Below are 17,422 nucleotides of genomic sequence, written 5' to 3' on the forward strand. Positions count from 1 at the left end.
CTACACGACGCTCTCCGATCTGCCGGGGTGCAGGTCACCGCCGGGGACTGCGCGAGCGCCGTGATGATCGCGGCGGCGGCGCTGCTGGTCGCGCGGGGCCGGGTCGCGCTGCCGCGCCGCGCGCTGTGGGCGTTCGCGCCCCTCGCCGCGGCCCTCGGCGTGACGACCGTCGCCTCCCCCGACATCGCCTCCAGCCTGTCCGGGTTCGTGCGGGACGTGCAGATCTTCGTGCTGGTGCCGCTCGCCGTCGTGCTGCTCGTCCGGGACCGCCGCGACCTCGGGATCGTGTTCGGCGCGGTGCTCGGGCTCGGGCTCGGCGAGGCGCTGTACGGGATCTGGCAGGCGGGCACCGGCGCGGGCGCGTCGATCGGCGGCGCGAACGTCCGGGCGGTCGGCACGTTCGGCGCCGTCGACGTCATGGCGATGTCCGTCGTCGTCGGGTTCGCGTTCCTCGTGCTGACGGCGTTCGCGCTGGTCGCGCCGCGCCACGGGGCCGCCGCGGTGCCGGTGGCGCTCGCCGGGCTCGGCGTGCTGGCGCTCGCGCTGCTGCTCGCGCTCAGCCGCGGGAGCTGGATCGCGCTCGCCGCCGCCGTCGGGCTGATGCTGGTGGTCTTCGACCGGTGGCTCGCGGTGAAGGCGGCGGTCTGCTGCGCCGCGCTCGGGCTCGTCGCGTTCGGGCTGCTCGGCGGCGGCGCGGTCGTCCAGCGGTACGCGTCGATCGCCGGTTCGGTGAGCGCGCCGGACCAGTCCGTCAGCGACCGCTACAACCTGTGGGCCGCCGCCGGGCGGATCTGGGCCGACCATCCCGTCACCGGCGTCGGCGTGAAGAACTTCCCCGCCTACCGGGACACCTACGCGGGCATCGAGCTGTCGTCCGGCAGCGAGACCGACGACCCCGTCCACGGCTACGCTCGGCAGCCGCTGCTGTCGCCGCACGACGAGTACCTGCTGATCCTGTCCGAGCAGGGCGCGCTCGGCTTCGCCGGGTTCGCCGCGCTGCTCGGCACGGTCCTGTGGGGGCTGTGGACGCGCCGCGACGTCCACGACCCGTTCTGGCTCATCGGCGCCGCGTTCACGGCGTTCCTGCTCGTCAACTTCCTGTACGCGGACATGGGCGGGCCCACCTGTGTGCTCACCGGCGTCCTCCTCGGCGCCGCCGCCTGCCGCGCCTTCGGCCTCCGGCGCGCGCCCGGCCCCGTTCCCGGGCCCGCGGGCGAGGAGCGCGGGTGACGGCGCGGGACGCGGCGCCCGACACGGCGCAGGACGCGGCGGCCGGCCCTGCCGACGTGGCGCAGGACGGCGCGGGGGCCGGTGCGGGGCGGGGCGTGTCGATCGGACGGGCCGCCGCGCTGTCGGGCGTGCTCATCGCCGCCGGCACCGGCCTCGGGTTCCTGCGCGACCTCGTCATGGCGCACCGGTTCGGCGCGAGCGGCGCCACCGACGCGTTCCTCGTCGCCTGGACGATCCCCGAGACCGTGTCGCCGCTGCTCATCGAGGACGCCATGGCGCTGCTCATGGTCCCGGTCGTCACCCGGCTCCTCGCCGGGGGCGGCGGCCTGCGCGCCCTCACCGCGACGACCCTGCCCCGGATGGTCCTCGGCCTCACCGCCGTCACGCTGACGCTCGGGATCGCCGCCCCCGCCGTCGTCGAGGCGCTCGCGCCCGGGCTGTCCGAGCCGGGGCCCGCCGTCCAGTGCGTCCGGCTCACCGCCGTCACCGTCGTCACGTTCGGCGTCGCCGGGTTCATGAGCGCGACGCTGCGCGCCCACCACCGCTTCGGGCCGCCCGCCGCCATCTACCTCGCCTACAACATCGGGATCCTCGCGCTGATCGCCGGATTCGCCGGGCTCGTCGGGATCATGAGCGCCGCGATCGGGGTCGCCTGCGGCAGCGCGCTCATGGTCGCCGTGCAGCTCCCCGCATTCGTCCGCTGCCTGCGCGAGGACGCCGCGCCCCGGACCGGCGCCGCCGACCTGCGGCTCGGCCTCGCCGCCGTCGCGCCCGTCGTCGTCTACACCGTCACCCGCCAGGCGCAGGTGTTCGTCGAGCGGTTCATCGGCTCCGGCCTCGCCGCCGGGTCGATCTCGCACCTCAACTACGCGCAGAAGGTCGCGCAGGTCCCGATGGTGCTGTCGCTGCTGATCGTCACCGTCACGTTCCCGCGCCTCGCGCGCGCGTCCGCGGACGGCGACACCGGCGGCGTCGCCCGCCGCATCCGGCAGGACCTCGTCGTCGCGGGCGGGCTCGTGCTGAGCGCGTCCGCGTTCCTCGTCGCCTTCGCGCCCGACATCATCCGGGTGCTGTTCCAGCACGGCGAGTTCACCGCCGCCGACACCCGCGACACGGCCGCCACCCTGCGCGTCTACGCGCTCGGGCTGTGGGGCCAGTCGACCGTCGGGCTCGCCGCCCGCGCGTTCTTCGCGCAGAAGCGGCCGCCGTGGCGGCCCGCCGCCGTCCTCGCGGGCGGCCTCGCCGTCACCGCCGCCGTCTGCGCCGCGTTCGCCGCCCTCGCCGGGACGGCCGCGCTCGCCGCCGCGGACGCCGCCGGCATCACCATCGCGGCCGTCCTGCTCCTCGCCGGGCTGCGCGCGCGCGTCGCACCGATCCCGCTGCGCCGCGTCGCCGCCGACCTCGCCCGGCTCACCGTACTCGCGTCCCTCGCCGCCGCCGCGGCGCTGCTCGTCACCGGGCCGCTGGGCGGGGCGTCCGCGATCGTCCGGCTCGCCGCCGGCGGCCTCGCCACCGCCGCCGCGTTCGCCGCCCTGATCGCCCTCGCGGGACGCGACCTCATCGCGCCATGGGGCATCCCATGGCCCTCATGGAGGCCCGGCGCGCTCGCCCGCCGCGGCCGCACATCTTCCGGGGGAACCAGTGACCCAGCCGACCGAACCGGCGCCGGAGACGGCGCCGACGACCAGGCCCGCACCGGCGGCCAGGCCCGCGCGGCCTCCGCAGGAGGTAGAACCGCCGCCGCTGGTGCTGATGTACCACTCGATCGATCACTACGCTGACGACCCGCACCTGGTGACCGTCTCGCCGCCCCGGTTCGAGCGGCAGATGGCCTGGCTGCGGGCCCGCGGCCTGCGCGGCGTCGGGATGGCCGAGCTGCTCGCCGAGCACGCCGGCGGACGCGCGCGCGGCCTCGTCGGCCTCACCTTCGACGACGGCTACGCCGACTTCGCCACCCGCGCCCTGCCCGTCCTCGTCCGGTACGGGTTCGGCGCCACCGTCTTCGCCGTGTCCGGCCGGGTCGGCTCCTACAACGCCTGGGACGACGGCCCCCGCAAGCCGCTCATGACCGCCGAGCAGCTGCGCACCGTCGCCGACGCCGGCATGGAGGTCGCCTCGCACGGCCGCCACCACGTCCCGCTGCCCGAGGTCGACGACACCGAGCTGCGCGAGGAGCTGGAGGAGAGCCGCGCCGACCTCGAGGACATCACCGGCCGGCAGGTCACCGGCTTCGCCTACCCGTACGGCCGCGCCGGGGACCGCGAGATCGACGCGGTCCGCGCCGCCGGGTACGACTACGCCTGCCACATCCGCCCGGACGAGGCGTCCCGGCACGCGCTCGGCCGCGCCTACATCGGCGACCGCGACGGCCCCCTGCGGCTGCGCGCCAAGCTCATCCGGCACCAGATGCAGTGGCGGAGCCGCATGTGACCCGCGTCCTGCACGTCATCACCGGACTGGAGCACGGCGGCGCCGAGCACCAGCTCGCGCTGCTGCTGCGCCACCTGCCTGTGGAGTGCGAGGTGGCGACGCTGACGCGCGCGGGCGCGCTCGGCGACCGGATCCGGCGCGACGGCGTGCGCGTCCACGAGCTCGGCATGCGCGGGAACCGGGACCTCGCCGTGCTGCCGCGGCTCGTCCGGCTGATCCGCGGCGGACGCTACGACGTCGTCCACACGCACCTCTACCGCGCCTGCGTCTACGGCCGCGTCGCCGCCCGCCTCGCCGGGACGCCCCGGATCATCGCCACCGAGCACTCCCTCGGCGACGGGCAGATCGAGGGACGCCGCACCACCGGCGCCGTGCGGGCGCTCTACCGGGCGACCGAGCGCCTCGGCTCGATGACGATCGCGGTGTCCCCGACGGTCGCGGCGCGGCTGCGCGCCTGGGGCGTCCCGTCCGGCCGCGTCACGGTCATCCCCAACGGGATCGACCCCGCCGCCTTCGCCTACGACCCGGAGCGGCGCGCCGCCGCCCGCCGCCGCCTGGGCATCCCCATGGACGCCCACGTCGCCGGCACCGTCGGCCGCCTCGTCCCGACCAAGCGGATCGACCTGCTCGTCCGCGCCGCCGCCCGGACGTCCGATGCCCGCCTGCTCATCGCGGGCGACGGCCCCGAGCGCGCGCGGCTCGAACGGATCGCCGCGACGCTCGGCCTCACCGGCCGCGCCGTCTTCACGGGCGGGACGGACGACGTCCCGTCCATCCTCGCCGCGATGGACGTGTACGCCGCGCCGTCCGCGCAGGAGACGTTCGGCCTCGGGGTCCTGGAGGCGCTCGCCGCCGGGCTCCCCGTCGTCCGCACCGCCTGCCCGGCCCTCGACGACCTGCCCCGCGACGAGGCGCCGCACGCCACCCGCCTGCCCGCCGCCGCCGGGCCGGACGCCTGGAGCGCCGCCCTCGGGCGCCGCACCGGACGCGTCCCGGTACCGCCGGCCGTCCACCGCTACGCCATCGCGGAGCAGGCCGCCGAACTCGCCCGCCTCTACACCGGCGGGGCGCCGAGCACCGGGCGGACGCGGCCCGCCCGCGAATCCATCCCGACCTGAGGGCACGAGAGAAGGGTCAGCCGATGTCGCAACGTGACGCCACCAAGAAGCCGGCCGCCGGGAAACCGGCCCCCGGAGGCGGCCCGCCCGGCGAGGACGGCCGCCCCAAGGAGAGCCGCGCCAAGGCCCGCCGCGCGGCCCGCCGCGCCGCCGCGACGCCCGGCCGCGCCGCCGGCGCGGCCCTCGCCCGGCTGCGCGCCCCGCTCGCCGCGTTCCTCCGCCGGTTCGGGCTGCTCATCGCGCTCGTGCTGAGCGGCTTCCTCGGCGGGCTCGGCTACGCCCTGTTCGCGCCGACGACCTACACCGCCACCGCCTACGTCCTCGTCGTGGACGACGGCGACGGCGGCCAGGGCCCCGCCGCGGTCAGCTTCGCGCAGGCGTTCGGCCGGCTCGCGCCGCTGCCCGAGACCCTCGCCTACTCCTCCATCCCGCTGCCGGACGGCGCGATGGCCGCGACCCGCGACCACATCCAGTCGTCCACCTCGCCCGACACGCCGCTCATCAAGCTGGCGGGCAGCGCGGGCACCCCGGCCGCCGCCGCCGCGTACGCCAACGCCGCCGCCGACGCCCTCGTCCGCTACGGCACCTCGCACCGCACCGACACCGGCGTCCGCGTCGCGCTGATGAGCATGGCCGCGACGCCGTCGGTGCCGTCGTCGCCGAACCCGCCGCTGGACGTCGCGGTCGGCACCGCGTCCGGCGTGCTGCTCGCCGGGCTCGGCGCCGCCGTCCTCAGCGGGCGGCGCGGCCGGGCCCACCAGCGGGGCCAGCACGACGCGTCCCGCCCGCCGCGCGGAGCCGTGCCGAGCCCCGCCGCCGAACCCGTGGAGGTGCACTCGTGACGCTCCCGAGCGTGATCCGCCCGAGCCGGGCCGCCGCGCCCGCCGGGGCATGGCAGGTGGAGGTGCGCCGCGACGAGGGCGCCCTCATCGAGCTCGCCGGCGAGCTGCGCGACCTGTACGAGCGCAGCCCGGAGGCTACCCCGTTCCAGTCCCACGAATGGCTGAGCGCCTGGTGGGGCTGGTACGGCGTCCGGGGACGGCTGAGGCTCGTCCTCGTCCGGTACCGGGGCCGCCTCGTCGCCGCCGCGCCGCTGATGACCGCGGGCCGCTGGGGCTTCCCCGTGCTGGTGCCGATCGCCGACGGGCAGAGCGACTTCACCGACTTCCTGCTCGACCCCGCGTACGCCGACGGCGCCGTCGAGCACCTCGCGCGCGCCCTGCACGGCATGCGCGGCCGGTGCGCGATCGACCTGCCCGAGGTACGGCCCGGCTCGGTCGTCCACCAGGTGATGCGGCGCTGGCCCGGCCGGACGTGGCCGATGCCCGCGTCGGTGTGCATGGAGCTGCCCTGCACCGGCATCGCCGAGGTCATGGACCGGCTGCCGCGCCGCAGCGCCGGGAAGATGCGCGCGAAGCTCCGCAAGATCGACGTGCGGGGCATCACCGTCGAGGCCGTCCCGCCCGAGGAGGCCGCGGACGCGATCGGCGCGCTGCTGGAGATGCACGCCCGGCAGTGGCGCGGACGGCCGATGAACCCCGAGCACTCCCGCGAGCGGTTCCGCCGGCACCTGGCCGAGGCGGGCGCCGCGATGGTCCGCGAGGGGCGCGCCGCCGTGCTGCGGTACCACTGGGACGGGCGGCTCGTCGCGAGCGACCTCGTGCTCATCGGGCACCGGTTCGTCGGCGCCTACCTGTACGGGGCGATCCCGGAGCTGCGCGACGGCGTGGACGTCGCGCTGATGCTGCTGCGCGAGGACCTCGCCCTCGCGCGCGCCCACGGCCGGCAGGCCGTCAACCTGCTGCGCGGCGAGGAGCCGTACAAGCTGAAGTGGCGGCCGAGACGCGTCCAGAACCAGCGGATCGTCCTCGGCCGTGGCTTCCCGGCGTCCCTGTTCGCGGGGCTCGCCCTGGTCCGCGCGGGCCTCGCCGCCCGCCGCCACCGCCGTCCGGCGACGGTGCCGCTGCCCACCCCGCCCCGCGACGACGCGGCGAACGGGCCGGCGCCGCACGAGCCGGTGCCGCATGAAGACGGGATGCCCGGCGGCGCGAAGCGGGACGAGGTGCCGCAGCCGCGCGACAACGCCCTGCCGGTACACGAAGCGACGCCGGTACGCGAAGCGATGCCGGGACGCGACGCGGGAGCGGGCGCGCGGAAGGGCGGGCAGGCCGGGCATGGCTGACGCCGCCGAGCCGCTCCGCGTCCTGCACGTCAGCCAGCCGAACGGCGGCGGCGTCGCCGTCTACGTCGGCCAGGCCGTCACCGACCAGCGGCGCCGCGGCTGGGACGTGGCGGTCGCCTGCCCGCCCGGCGGCGACCTGCCCGCCCGGTGCGCGGCGGCCGGCGTGCCCTGGTTCAACTGGGACGCCGGCCGCGCCCCGGGCCCGCGGACGCCGCTGGAGGCGCTGCGCCTGCGCCGCCTGATCAAGGGCTTCCGGCCCGACGCCGTCCACCTGCACTCCTCCAAGGCGGGCCTCGCGGGGCGCCTGCTCCGCCTCCCGGCCGGGGTGCCGGTGATCTTCCAGCCGCACGGCTGGTCATGGCTCGCGGCGACCGGGCGGCAGGACGCCGTCAGCCGGCGCTGGGAGCGGTTCGCGGCCCGCCGCGCCGACGCGCTCGTCTGCGTCGGCGAGGGCGAGCTGCGCGCCGGGATGCGCGCCGGGGTCCGCGGCCCGTTCCGGCTCGTCCGCAACGGCGTGGACCGGCGCCGGTTCGGGCCCGCCGACGCGTCCGCCCGGCTCGCCGCGCGGACCCGGCTGGGGCTGCCCGCCGCCGCGCCGCTCGCCGTGTGCGTCGGCCGGGTGACCCGGCAGAAGGCGCAGGACGTGCTGGTCGCGGCCTGGCCCGCGGTCGCCGCCCGGTGCCCGTCCGCGCTCCTCGCGATCGTCGGGGACGGCGAGGACCTCGACGCGCTGCGCCGCCGCCCGGCGCCGGGCGTCCGGTTCGTCGCGGCCGTGCGGGACCCGCGGGACTGGCTGGCCGCCGCGAACGTGGTCGTGCTGCCGTCCCGCTGGGAGGGGCTGCCGCTGACCGCGCTGGAGGCGCTCGCCACCGGCCGGTCCCTCGTCGGGACGGACATCCCCGGCATCGCGGAGGTCGTCCGTCCCGGGCTCGGCGCGCTCGTCCCGGCCGACGACCCGGGCGCGCTCGCCGAGGCGATGGCGGCGCGGCTGCTGTTCCCCGGGGTCGCGGAGCGGGAGGGCCGCGCGGCGGCGGAGGCCGCGGCCGCCTACGACATCGACGAGACGGTCGCCCGCCTCGCCGCCGTCACCCTCGCGGTGGCGGGCCGGGGCGGGACGGTGCCGGACGGCGTGGCCCGCGAGCTCGCGGAGGCCGAGGACCTGGGCGTGGACGTCCTCGCCGGCGCGGAGGTCCTCGCGATGTCGGGCGCGGGACGCGCCGGCGGCGGGTTCCCTGGCGGCGGGTTCGCCGGCGGCCCGGGAGGCCCGGGCGGGGTGCTCGCCGGTGCGGGTGCCGGGGCGGGCGCCCCGGACGCCGGGGCCGGGCCCGGCCCCGCAGGCGGCACGGCTTCCGAAGGCCCCGGCGGCATCGAGGGTGCCGTTCCCGAAGGCGTCGTTCCCGAAGGCACCGGCCCCGAAGGCGGGGCGGACTGCGGCGCGAACGCCGGGGGCGCCGCCGGGCCGGGCGGCGGCGCCGAGGGCGGCGGGGCGATGGGCGGCGTCGCGACGTTGCCCGACTCCGCGGGCGACGGCGCCGTCACGCCGCCGAACAGCTCCCGGTAGACCTGTGCCGAGCGCGGGTTGGCACCGCATTCCCAGACACCGTGCGGGCAGTAGTCCGTGATCGACTGGTAGGCCACGTTATGCGACATGATCCAGTCATGCATTCCCTGGATATATTCGGGGTTGTCGGAGTTGCGGAACAGGCCCCATTCCGGAAAGGAGATGGGCTTTCCGCGGGCCGCGGCGAAGTCCGCCTGCGCCTTCATCCCGTACGGCTGGTCGATGTAGTCCTGGAAGGACTCTCCGGGCGGCTGGTCATAGCTGTCGGAACCGATGATGTCCACCACGTCGTCACCGGGATAGCACTCCGTCCACGGGACCGCGTCATGGCCGCGGTTCGGCGCGAAATCGAACCGGAAACGCGCGCCGGGGACCCCGCGCATCGCCGCGACGATGCGCCGCCAGTACGTCTTCCACGCGTCCGGGGCCGGCGCGCAGCGGCCGTCGTAGACGTCGCCGTTCATCTCCCAGCCGAGGACGATCACCGAGTCGCCCGCGTTCAGCGACACCAGGTGCCGCGCGAGCGCCTGGTAGTGCCCGTCGAACGCGCCGGACGCGCCGCCGCGCAGCAGCGACGCCACCACGACCGGCGGCAGCCCCGCCTCGTTCGGCGTCATCATCGGCACGTTGACGACCAGCGTCCGGCGCGGGTCGGCCTCCCGCCAGCGCGTCCACGGCTGCAGGATCTGCGGCGGGCCCTCGACGTCGTCCCAGGAGTCGCCCGGCAGGTAGGTGCGCCCGACGGTGACCGTCGAGCCGAGCCAGCGCTGGAACCGCTCCACCCGGGCGACGCCCTCCGCGCCCGAACCGAGAAATGCCCCCAACGGCACGTAATTGGCCGTTCTGTGCGCGGCCTGCGGCCGGAACCAGCCGACCAGTGTGGACGCCGCGAGCGCGACCAGGACGGCGGCGGCGAGCAATACCGGCGGGAACGGGAAGAACGCGGCACGCCTTTTTCGCGGCGTTTCCTGCGGCCGCCGCCCGGTCGAATGGATATTCGCAGCTCGCATGCGTATCGTATGCCCTCTGGCGGCCGCAGCGAACGAATCGGCCAAGCGGCCGATCACAAAATTTACCTTGAAAGGGAAGGCACGCCGTGCGCCAAGACCCGCCGCCGGAACCGGCCGGCTGACCCGGATGTTCCTCGACACCCGCACCCCGCCGGGACCGCTCCTGGACCCCGGGCTGCCCGTCCTGCTGCTGCGCACCGACCACAATTTCTTCCACCACGGAAGCCTCGGCGCGATCCGTTCGCTCGGCCGCGCCGGAGTGCCGGTGCACGCCATCCTGGAGGGCCGCGCCAGCCCGGTGTCCCGGTCCCGCTACCTGTACCGGAGCCATCCGTGGGGGCCGCCCGCCGAGCGCCCCGCCGAGCTGGCCGCGCACCTGCACCGGATCGCCGAGCGGATCGGCCGCCCGGCGCTGCTGCTGCCCGTCGACGACGCCGGCGCGCTGTTCGTCGCCGAGCACGCCGAGGCGCTCGCGTCCGCGTTCGTCTTCCCGCGCCAGGACCCGGACGTCCCGCGCCGCGTCGCGGACAAGTCGCAGCTCATCGCCGCGCTCCGGGAGCACGGCGTGCCGTGCCCGCAGAGCCGCACGCCGCGCAGCGCCGCCGACGTGGAGGACGCCGCCGCCGAGCTCGGCCTGCCGCTGATCGCCAAGTGGGCCCGGCCGTGGCGGCTGCCGCGGGGCATGCGCAGCACCACCGTCGCGCACACCCTGGACGAGGCGTACCGGCTGTTCGCGGCCGGGCTCCGGCGCGACCCGGACGGCGACGCCGGCCCGCTGATCCTGCAGCGGCGCATCCCGAAGGCCGGCGGCGACTGGTTCTTCCACGGCTACTTCGACGCGTCCCTGGACTGCCTGTTCGCCGCGACGGGGCGCAAGCACCTCGCGCACCCGCCGCAGGCCGGCCACACGGTCGCCGGGGAGTGGACCCGCAACCCCGAGCTGGAGCGCCTCGCGGTGCGGACCGTCCGGACGCTCGGCTGCCGGGGCCCGGTCGACCTGGACTTCCGGTTCGACGCCGGGACCGGCGCCTACCACCTGCTGGACTTCAACCCGCGGGTCGGCGCGCAGTTCCGGCTGTTCACCGACCGGCGCGGGCTCGACCTCGTCCGCGTCCTGCACCTGGACCAGTCGGGGCGGGACGTCCCGCCGCCGCTTCCGGCGTTCGGCCGCCGGATGCTGGTGGAGAACCACTACCTGCGGCAGTCGCTCGGCCGGCCGCTGCTGCGCACGGGGACCCTCCGCCCGCTGCGCGAGGCAGACGAGCTGGCCTGGTACGCCGGCGACGACCTGCCGCCGTTCCTGGTCATGGGCGGGCAGAGCGTGCTCCGCGCCGCCGGGCGCGCGCGGGGGCGGGCGCCCGGCCCGGCCGGCCGCTGAGCCGGCCGGGCCGCATCACCAGCGGCGCCCGGGGACGCGGCGCCATCACAGCACCGACACACATTCGGGGGAACGAGAAATGACCGACTCGGTCAGCGACGTCGTCATCGTCGGCGCCGGGCCCTACGGCCTGTCGACCGCCGCGCACCTGCAGAACCTCGGGCTCGGGGTGCGGATCATCGGCACGCCCATGGAGTACTGGGCCACCAGCATGCCCGAGGGCATGCACCTGAAGTCCGAGCCGTTCGCGTCCAGCCTCGGCGCGCCGCAGGACGGCCTGCGCTTCACCGACCGCCACCCGGAGTGGCGGCTCGGCCAGCCGATCCCGCTGGACACCTTCGTCGCCTACGGCCGCTGGTTCGCCGAGCAGGCGGTGCCGGACGTCGAGGCCGGCCAGGTGGTGAAGGTCGAGCGGGGCGGCCCGGCCGGGTACGAGACCACCCTCGCCAACGGCGAGGTGATCGCGTCCCGCACCGTCGTGGTCGCGGTCGGCGTCGGCCCGTTCGCGCACGTCCCCGAGGAGCTGGCGGGCATGCCGTCCTGGCTCGTCTCGCACAGCGGCGAGCACCGGGACCTGAGCCTGTTCGCGGGCAAGGAGGTCGCGGTCGTCGGGGCCGGGCAGTCGGCGCTGGAGACGGCGGTGCTGCTCGCCGACGCGGGCGCGCACCCGCACGTCATCGCGCGGCGCGGCGAGATCGACTGGAACACGGTGCCGAAGGAGCACCGCACGCTCGGCGAGCGGCTGCGGCAGGGCCCGCGGTCCGGGCTCGGCACCGGGTACCGGACGTGGCTGTGGGCGGAGCGGCCCGGCGTCGTCCGGTACCTGCCGGAGCGGACGCGGCTGCGGCTGGTCCGCGAGACGCTGCCGCCCGCCGGGTCGTGGTGGCTGCGGGACCGGCTGGACGAGCGGGTCCGCGTGTCGGCGGGCCGGCGCCTGGTGAAGGCCGCCGAGCAGGACGACGTCATCGCGCTCACCACCGTCGACCGGACGGGGCGGCGCCTCGTCGTCGAGGCCGAGCACGTGATCGCGGCGACCGGGTTCGTGCCGGAGATCGAGCGGCTGAAGCTGCTGTCGCCGGAGCTGCGGGTGCGGGTGGACAGCCGGCTCGGCGCGCCGGTGCTCAGCGCGAACTTCGAGTCGTCGATGCCGGGCCTGTACTTCGCGGGGCTGGCGGCGGCGCCGACGTTCGGGCCGGTGATGCGGTTCGTGCACGGCGCGGGCTTCGCGGCGCGCCGGATCGCCCGCCACATCGTCCACCGGACGCCCACGGCGAGGGCGGCGGCGCGGCGGCCCGCGCCGGCCCTGGAGGCCGACCCGAGGTAGCGGCGGGACGGGCGCCGGAAGGCGCCGGGCAGAGGATCTTCCTCCCGGTAGAAGGAATCTCACCGGGAGGAAGATCCTCCACCGGACGGACGACGCCGGTGGCGCGCCGGGGCGGGCGCGCCACCGGCGCCCGCTTCTGCGGGGTGGGGCGGGCGGAACGCGGCGGTATCGGCGCCGCGCGGGATCAGCGCCAGTGCGGGCGGGCCCGGCGGCGGACCCGTTCGACCCGGGCGGTGGCGACGGCCCATTCGAGCCGGGACCACAGCGTCCAGAACCGGGTCCATTCCGGCCGCGTCGGCGCGAGGATCCGCTCCGGCCAGCGGAAACGGCGCGCGATGCGGATGCCCTCGCGGCTGACCGAGTAGCGGACCGGACGGCCCGCGCGGGGCGAGCGGAGCGAGCGGGGTGCGGCGGCGGCGCGCGGGAGCACCGTCCTGCGCGGCGACCACGACCAGGTGTTCACGGGGGAGGGGGCGGGCATGCGGTCTGCTCCTCGGCTAGACGGCCACCATGTCACCGAATGTAGCGCATCGGATACCGTGCGCCATGCTTCTCCCGGACATTGGTCCGGGACCGGGAGCCGGGGGTCCGCTCGGGTCGCCGTGGGCCACGAGTCCCGATAAAGCGGGCGAATTCCGGCTAAAGCATTTCCTGTACGGCCATGGAAACGCCCCATCGGAAAGCGAAATCCATGGCCGGGTAAATGATGGCAAAGACGCGCCGGGTCGTCCGGCAACGCGCCGGTGAACGCGCCCGGCGCGGTGCTACGGTCATGCCGACCAACCCGGAACCGGACATCGAACGACGGCCCGACCAGGCCAGACGCGAGGAGTTCCCGCAGTGCGACGCCAACCGATCCGCCACGGGGCGAGCAGCCCCGATGTGCGGCGGCGCGCGCTCGGAACCGCGCTGGTGCGCGTCGCCGTCATCGCCGGATTCGCGTTCGCCGGGTGGATCGCGCTCAGTTCCCTGAACCAGTCCGCGTACGCCGCCCAGAATGGCGGCGCCGGAACCGGGACCGCCGGCAACGGAGCCGGCGGCACCGGAACCGCGGGCGGGGAATCGGAGCGGGCCGCCCAGGGGAACCCGGTGCGCGACGCCGTCGGCGGCGCCTCCGGGCTCGACGGGCTCTCCACGCTCCGCCATTTCCGGTTCGCGGGCGGCCGCCCGACCGCCGGCACGCCCGGCGCCGTCACCGGCGACGTCCGTGAGGTCGGCCGGCGGCCGGTCGCCTACCTGAACGCGCGCGGGCGCGACGTCGCTGCCGACGGCGGCCACGTGGTCCGCAAGGTCGGCGGCACCGTGGACGGCACCGTGGCGAAGACCGCCGGAGCGGCCGGCGTCGCGCACCTGCGGCTGCCGGACGTCCGGCCGGACGACCACGGCGTCGGCCGGCTCGTGCCCGGCGTGGCCGCCCCGCACGGCGCGGCGCATGCCGCGCCGACGCCCGGCGCGGACGCCTCGTCCCGCCCTGACGCCGCGGCGCACGCGAAGAAGCACGGCGCCGCGCGCACCCGCGCCGCGGCGGCCCCGAAGAAGGCGGCCCACGCGACCGCCGGGGCGCCGTCCGGCGCGCACCGCTCCGGCGGCCACTGCCGGATGTGCGGGGACGGGCAGCGCCTGCCCGGCGCGCCCGCGACGCCGTCCGGCCAGGACGGCAACCCGCGCAGCGGCGCGCCGTCCGGCGGGCACCCGTTCGGGCCGTTCGCCGACCTCGGCACCGCCCAGCGCCCGCTGGCGCCGCGCGCCCTCGACACCGGTGCCTTCGACCGCACCGCGCTGACCGACAAGGCGGCCCCGGGCCGTCCCTCGGTCGTCCCCGACTAGCACCCGCCTACGGGCACCGCGCGCTTCCGCGCGTCCCGTGCCGGAAGCCGCCCTTCCCCGCCCGCGGGACTCCCGCGCCGCGCGCCGGACGGCCGCTTCCCGGCCTCCCCCGCCACTCCACCGATCTTTCTCTCCGAACGGCACGGTCCTGGCCAGACCGCTGCCCGCTGCGCTCACCCGGACGGTGCACGCAGTGATCATCACCGATTCACCGATTCACCGAAAGAAGGAGCAACACCATGCGCATCTGGGCAAGGAACACCGGCCGCGCCGCTCTCGTCGCGGCGGGCTGCGTCGCGATGGGGACGTCCGGACTCGGCGTCCCCGCCTCGGCGGACAACCGCACCAGCGGGGACCTGTCCATCCTGGGCGGCAACCAGGTCGTCGCGCCGATCTCGATACCGATCGAGGTGAGCGGCAACGCCATCGGCGCCGTCGCCGGCATCGCCCAGGCCGGCTCGAAGGGCGGCGCGTCCGTCGAGCGGCGCGGCCGCGACGGCGGCGACATGCAGACCTCGGGCAACCTGTCGATCGGCGGCGGCAACCAGATCTACGCCCCGATCTCCATTCCGGTGGACGTCTGCGGCAACGCCATCGGCGCCATCGTCGGCATCGCGCGGGCCGGGTGCAAGGGCGGCGCCACCGTCAAGAGCGGCGGGCACAAGAGCCACAGCGGCTGGCGCACCGGACGCGAGGCCACCGGGCCGGGCGACCGCCAGGCGCCCAGCGGTCCGGGCGGCCGCCAGGCGCCCGCGATGCCGGGCGACCGCCAGGCGCCCGCCACCGGCGGCGCCGCCGGCGCCTCCACCGCCGACAACGGCCGCATGGGCGGCTGGGACGGCGGCTGGGGCGGCCACGGCCACGGGCACGGGCACGGCATGAAGACGTCCGGCAACCTGTCCATCCTCGGCGGCAACCAGATCTACGCGCCGATCTCCGTGCCGGTGAACGTCTGCGGCAACGCGATCTCCCTCATCGCGGGGATCACCCAGGCCGGCTGCAAGGGCGGCGCCTCCGTCGAGCGCAAGGGCGACGACCGCCCGGACATGAAGACATCCGGGAACCTGTCCATCCTCGGCGGCAACCAGGTCTACGCGCCGATCTCCGTGCCCGTGAACGTCTGCGGCAACGCGATCGGCGCCGTCCTCGGCATCGCGCAGGCGGGCTGCAAGGGCGGGGCCTCCGTCACCAGCGGCGGCCACGAGCACCACCGGCCGCCGATCAAGCACTTCCCGAAGAAGCCGCACCACAAGAAGCCGCACCACAAGAAGCCCTACAAGCCGTCCAAGCACCGCCCGGCGGCCGGGCACCACAAGCTGCCGTCCACCCTGCGGGGGACCAGCGAGCGGATCGCGATGGGCCCGAACTACCGCAGCGCCGAGGGCATGCCCGCCGTGCAGGACCTGCTGGGCAAGGTCACCCGGATCGCCAGGCCGGTCGCGAACGTGACGCCGGGGCAGGTCGGCACGCAGCTGCCGCAGGGGAACAACGCGCCGGTCAAGCTGGGCACCGCGCTCACCCACTGAGTCATGACCGGCCCGGATGACGATCCGTGCGGCCGGCCGAGCCGACGGTGAAGGGGACGGCAGACGTGCCGCCCCCTTCCCCGCGTCCGGGCGGCGCGGCCCTCCCGTGCGGGCCGCGCCGCCCGGCTCCTTTCTCACCGGAGACGGAGACGGATGTGGAGATCGAGACCATGGCGAAGACGACGCTGGAGACGAAGACGGTGAAAGACGGAAGCCGGGACGACGGGTCCTGGGACGGCGCGCCGCCGCCGAGCGGAAGGGCCTTACGGGCGCCGGGCAGGGCGCTGCCTGCGGTGGCGCTCCTCGCCGCCGGATGCGTGGCGGTGGCCGGGATGCCGGCGGCGCACGCCGCACCGGCGGCCGCCGCGGCCGCGCCCGGCCGGACGGCCGCCGCCGCGGCGCACGCCGCCCGCCCGCGGATCGGGAAGGTGATCGCCACCATCTCGATCAAGCGGATCCACCTGAAGATCAAGGTGCGCGAGGGCGTCTCCGAGCGCGTGCTCAGCAAGGGCGTCGGCCACTACCCGCGGACGGCCCCGCCCGGGACGCTCGGGAACACCGTCCTGCTGGGGCACCGCACCACGTGGCTGCACCCGTTCGGTCAACTCGACCGGCTGCGGCGCGGCGACCGGATCGTCCTCAAGGCGCACCACAAGACCTACGTCTACCGGGTGCGCGGCAGGCACACCATCCTGCCGACCGACCGGCGCGCGCTCGAACCCGTGCCCTTCAAGCCGGGAAAGGCGCCGAACGGGCAGTACGTCACCCTCATCAGCTGCACCCCGAAAGGCTCGGACCGGCACCGCATCGTCGTCGTCGGGAAGATGGGGAAATGACGTCGAAAACGACGCCGCCCGGCGAGCTACCGGACCGGCGCGGAATTCCGGTCAGGCGGACGAGCGGGCCCCGTACAGCGCGATGAGCCCGTCGTAGTCGCCCTTCCCCAGGGTGGCCGGGTCGTCGTCGCACGCCGCGACGGTCGGCGCCATCGTCAGCTCGGAATGCTGCGACCCCTCGACGTGCCCGAGGCCGAGCATGTGGCCCGTCTCGTGCGTCGTGACGGCCGCGGCGTCGTAGCTGCCCGCCGGGCAGGACGAGCCGTCCTGCGGGCCCGGCCACCACTTCTTCCCCTGCTCCTGGAGCGCGGTGTCGCTCTCGATCGTCGTGTCGCCCCGGAACCAGGTGCAGGTCGCCGCGAGCACGTCGGGCTCCGCGCCCGGCATCGCCTCCCAGCCCGAGACGTTCGTCCCGTCCCGGTCGCCGCAGACGGCGGCGGAGGTCATGTTCGGCGCCGTGGCCGTCTGGCCCGCGTACCTCGCCGAGACGTCCGGCAGCGGCGCGAACGCATGGGACGGCGTGCAGTCCGTCCTGGCCTCGAACACGTTGGAGACCCCGGCCGACACCCCCGAGACCGGCAGCCCCGCCGTCCCCGGGTAGTAGTGCCACTCGATCGTGGAACCCTTCGGCCACTTGCTCGGTTCCTGCTGGTAGGCGCCGTCCTGGCAGGCCTCCAGCGGCGCGCGGAACTCGCGCGGCCGGCCCTGCGGCACGCGCGTCCCGGTGGTGGTGAGGGTGATCTCGCCCTTCGCCTCGTCCACCCCGACGCGCAGCTCGGACGCGCCGTCGGTGCGCAGCGCGTGCGCGGTCACCGAGGTGCCGTCGGACGGGACCGTCGCGGCCAGCCCGTTCTCGCCGCGCACCACCCGGCCGCGCAGGTCGCACTCGGAGATCTTGATCTTCTGCGGCATCGCCCGCGCGGTGAGCGCCCCCTCCGGCGCGCACCAGCCCGGCGGGCGCCGGGCCGGCGACGGCTCGGCGGCCCCGGCGGCGACCGCC

General features: G+C 76.3%; 14 protein-coding genes and 1 pseudogene. 12 read left to right on the top strand and 3 right to left on the bottom strand.

Features of this window, described 5'->3' with window-relative positions; genetic code table 11:
• The 7 genes from amrb99_RS47200 to amrb99_RS47230 form a co-directional block, all read left to right on the top strand.
• A partial coding sequence (locus amrb99_RS47200; protein ID WP_190868636.1) for an O-antigen ligase family protein occupies window positions 1-1,230 on the top strand: 1,230 nt, incomplete at its 5' end.
• A complete protein-coding gene (locus tag amrb99_RS47205; RefSeq protein ID WP_347257172.1) occupies window positions 1,227-3,011 on the top strand; it encodes a lipid II flippase MurJ in 1,785 nt (594 codons plus the stop codon). The genes amrb99_RS47200 and amrb99_RS47205, both read left to right, overlap by 4 nt.
• Complete coding sequence (locus amrb99_RS47210; RefSeq protein ID WP_190868637.1) at window positions 2,983-3,660, top strand: polysaccharide deacetylase family protein; 678 nt, start codon at window positions 2,983-2,985, stop codon at window positions 3,658-3,660. Before amrb99_RS47205 ends, amrb99_RS47210 begins: the two co-directional genes overlap by 29 nt.
• Window positions 3,657-4,778 carry a glycosyltransferase gene (locus amrb99_RS47215; protein ID WP_190868638.1) on the top strand — a complete coding sequence of 374 codons (1,122 nt, stop codon included), beginning with the start codon at window positions 3,657-3,659 and terminating at the stop codon, window positions 4,776-4,778. Before amrb99_RS47210 ends, amrb99_RS47215 begins: the two co-directional genes overlap by 4 nt.
• A gap of 23 nt (window positions 4,779-4,801) precedes the next feature.
• Entirely contained in the window at window positions 4,802-5,620 is an 819-nt protein-coding gene (locus tag amrb99_RS47220; RefSeq protein WP_190868639.1) for a Wzz/FepE/Etk N-terminal domain-containing protein, read from the top strand.
• Window positions 5,617-6,960 carry a GNAT family N-acetyltransferase gene (locus amrb99_RS53575; protein WP_190868640.1) on the top strand — a complete coding sequence of 448 codons (1,344 nt, stop codon included), beginning with the start codon at window positions 5,617-5,619 and terminating at the stop codon, window positions 6,958-6,960. Before amrb99_RS47220 ends, amrb99_RS53575 begins: the two co-directional genes overlap by 4 nt.
• Window positions 6,953-8,521, top strand: coding sequence for a glycosyltransferase (locus tag amrb99_RS47230; protein WP_190868641.1), 1,569 nt, complete (start codon window positions 6,953-6,955; stop codon window positions 8,519-8,521). The genes amrb99_RS53575 and amrb99_RS47230 overlap by 8 nt, the downstream gene beginning before the upstream one ends.
• A 182-nt stretch (window positions 8,522-8,703) precedes the next feature.
• Here amrb99_RS47230 and amrb99_RS53580 read toward each other — a convergent pair.
• Window positions 8,704-9,531: pseudogene (locus amrb99_RS53580) on the bottom strand (glycosyl hydrolase); the annotation flags it as partial.
• Window positions 9,532-9,658: 127 nt separating this feature from the next.
• Here amrb99_RS53580 and amrb99_RS47235 point away from each other — a divergent pair.
• Together amrb99_RS47235 and amrb99_RS47240 are read left to right on the top strand one after the other, a co-directional pair.
• Entirely contained in the window at window positions 9,659-10,909 is a 1,251-nt protein-coding gene (locus tag amrb99_RS47235) for an ATP-grasp domain-containing protein (RefSeq protein ID WP_190868642.1), read from the top strand.
• 79 nt (window positions 10,910-10,988) lie between these two features.
• The gene (locus amrb99_RS47240; RefSeq protein WP_190868643.1) at window positions 10,989-12,233 is read left to right on the top strand and encodes an FAD-dependent oxidoreductase; all 1,245 of its coding nucleotides are present in this window, start codon (window positions 10,989-10,991) and stop codon (window positions 12,231-12,233) included.
• A gap of 184 nt (window positions 12,234-12,417) precedes the next feature.
• Here amrb99_RS47240 and amrb99_RS47245 read toward each other — a convergent pair whose 3' ends face one another.
• Window positions 12,418-12,714 carry a hypothetical protein gene (locus amrb99_RS47245; protein WP_190868644.1) on the bottom strand — a complete coding sequence of 99 codons (297 nt, stop codon included), beginning with the start codon at window positions 12,712-12,714 and terminating at the stop codon, window positions 12,418-12,420.
• Window positions 12,715-13,073: 359 nt separating this feature from the next.
• Between amrb99_RS47245 and amrb99_RS47250 the strand changes: the two genes are divergently transcribed.
• The 3 genes from amrb99_RS47250 (at window position 13,074) to amrb99_RS47260 (ending at window position 16,422) form a co-directional block, all read left to right on the top strand.
• Window positions 13,074-14,060, top strand: a complete 987-nt coding sequence (locus tag amrb99_RS47250; RefSeq protein ID WP_190868645.1) for a hypothetical protein — start codon at window positions 13,074-13,076, stop codon at window positions 14,058-14,060.
• Between the two features lie 239 nt (window positions 14,061-14,299).
• Window positions 14,300-15,586, top strand: coding sequence for a chaplin family protein (locus amrb99_RS52115; RefSeq protein WP_190868646.1), 1,287 nt, complete (start codon window positions 14,300-14,302; stop codon window positions 15,584-15,586).
• Window positions 15,587-15,741: 155 nt separating this feature from the next.
• Complete coding sequence (locus amrb99_RS47260) at window positions 15,742-16,422, top strand: class E sortase (RefSeq protein WP_190868647.1); 681 nt, start codon at window positions 15,742-15,744, stop codon at window positions 16,420-16,422.
• A 51-nt stretch (window positions 16,423-16,473) separates the two neighbouring features.
• Here the strand turns inward: amrb99_RS47260 and amrb99_RS47265 are convergent.
• On the bottom strand, window positions 16,474-17,422 hold a 949-nt coding region (locus tag amrb99_RS47265), incomplete at its 5' end, for a matrixin family metalloprotease (protein ID WP_190868648.1).

The organism is Actinomadura sp. RB99 (assembly GCF_014706005.1).
In the GTDB taxonomy this organism is placed as follows: Bacteria; Actinomycetota; Actinomycetes; order Streptosporangiales; family Streptosporangiaceae; genus Spirillospora.

Excerpts from the sequence above, each read along its gene's own strand:
- amrb99_RS47210 (WP_190868637.1), top strand. The coding sequence starts at position 2,983 with ATGTACCACTCGATCGATCACTACGCTGACGACCCGCACCTGGTGACC.
- amrb99_RS47220 (WP_190868639.1), top strand. The coding sequence starts at position 4,802 with ATGTCGCAACGTGACGCCACCAAGAAGCCGGCCGCCGGGAAACCGGCC.
- amrb99_RS47230 (WP_190868641.1), top strand. The coding sequence starts at position 6,953 with ATGGCTGACGCCGCCGAGCCGCTCCGCGTCCTGCACGTCAGCCAGCCG.
- amrb99_RS47235 (WP_190868642.1), top strand. The coding sequence starts at position 9,659 with ATGTTCCTCGACACCCGCACCCCGCCGGGACCGCTCCTGGACCCCGGG.
- amrb99_RS47240 (WP_190868643.1), top strand. The coding sequence starts at position 10,989 with ATGACCGACTCGGTCAGCGACGTCGTCATCGTCGGCGCCGGGCCCTAC.
- amrb99_RS47245 (WP_190868644.1), bottom strand. The coding sequence starts at position 12,714 with ATGCCCGCCCCCTCCCCCGTGAACACCTGGTCGTGGTCGCCGCGCAGG.
- amrb99_RS52115 (WP_190868646.1), top strand. The coding sequence starts at position 14,300 with ATGCGCATCTGGGCAAGGAACACCGGCCGCGCCGCTCTCGTCGCGGCG.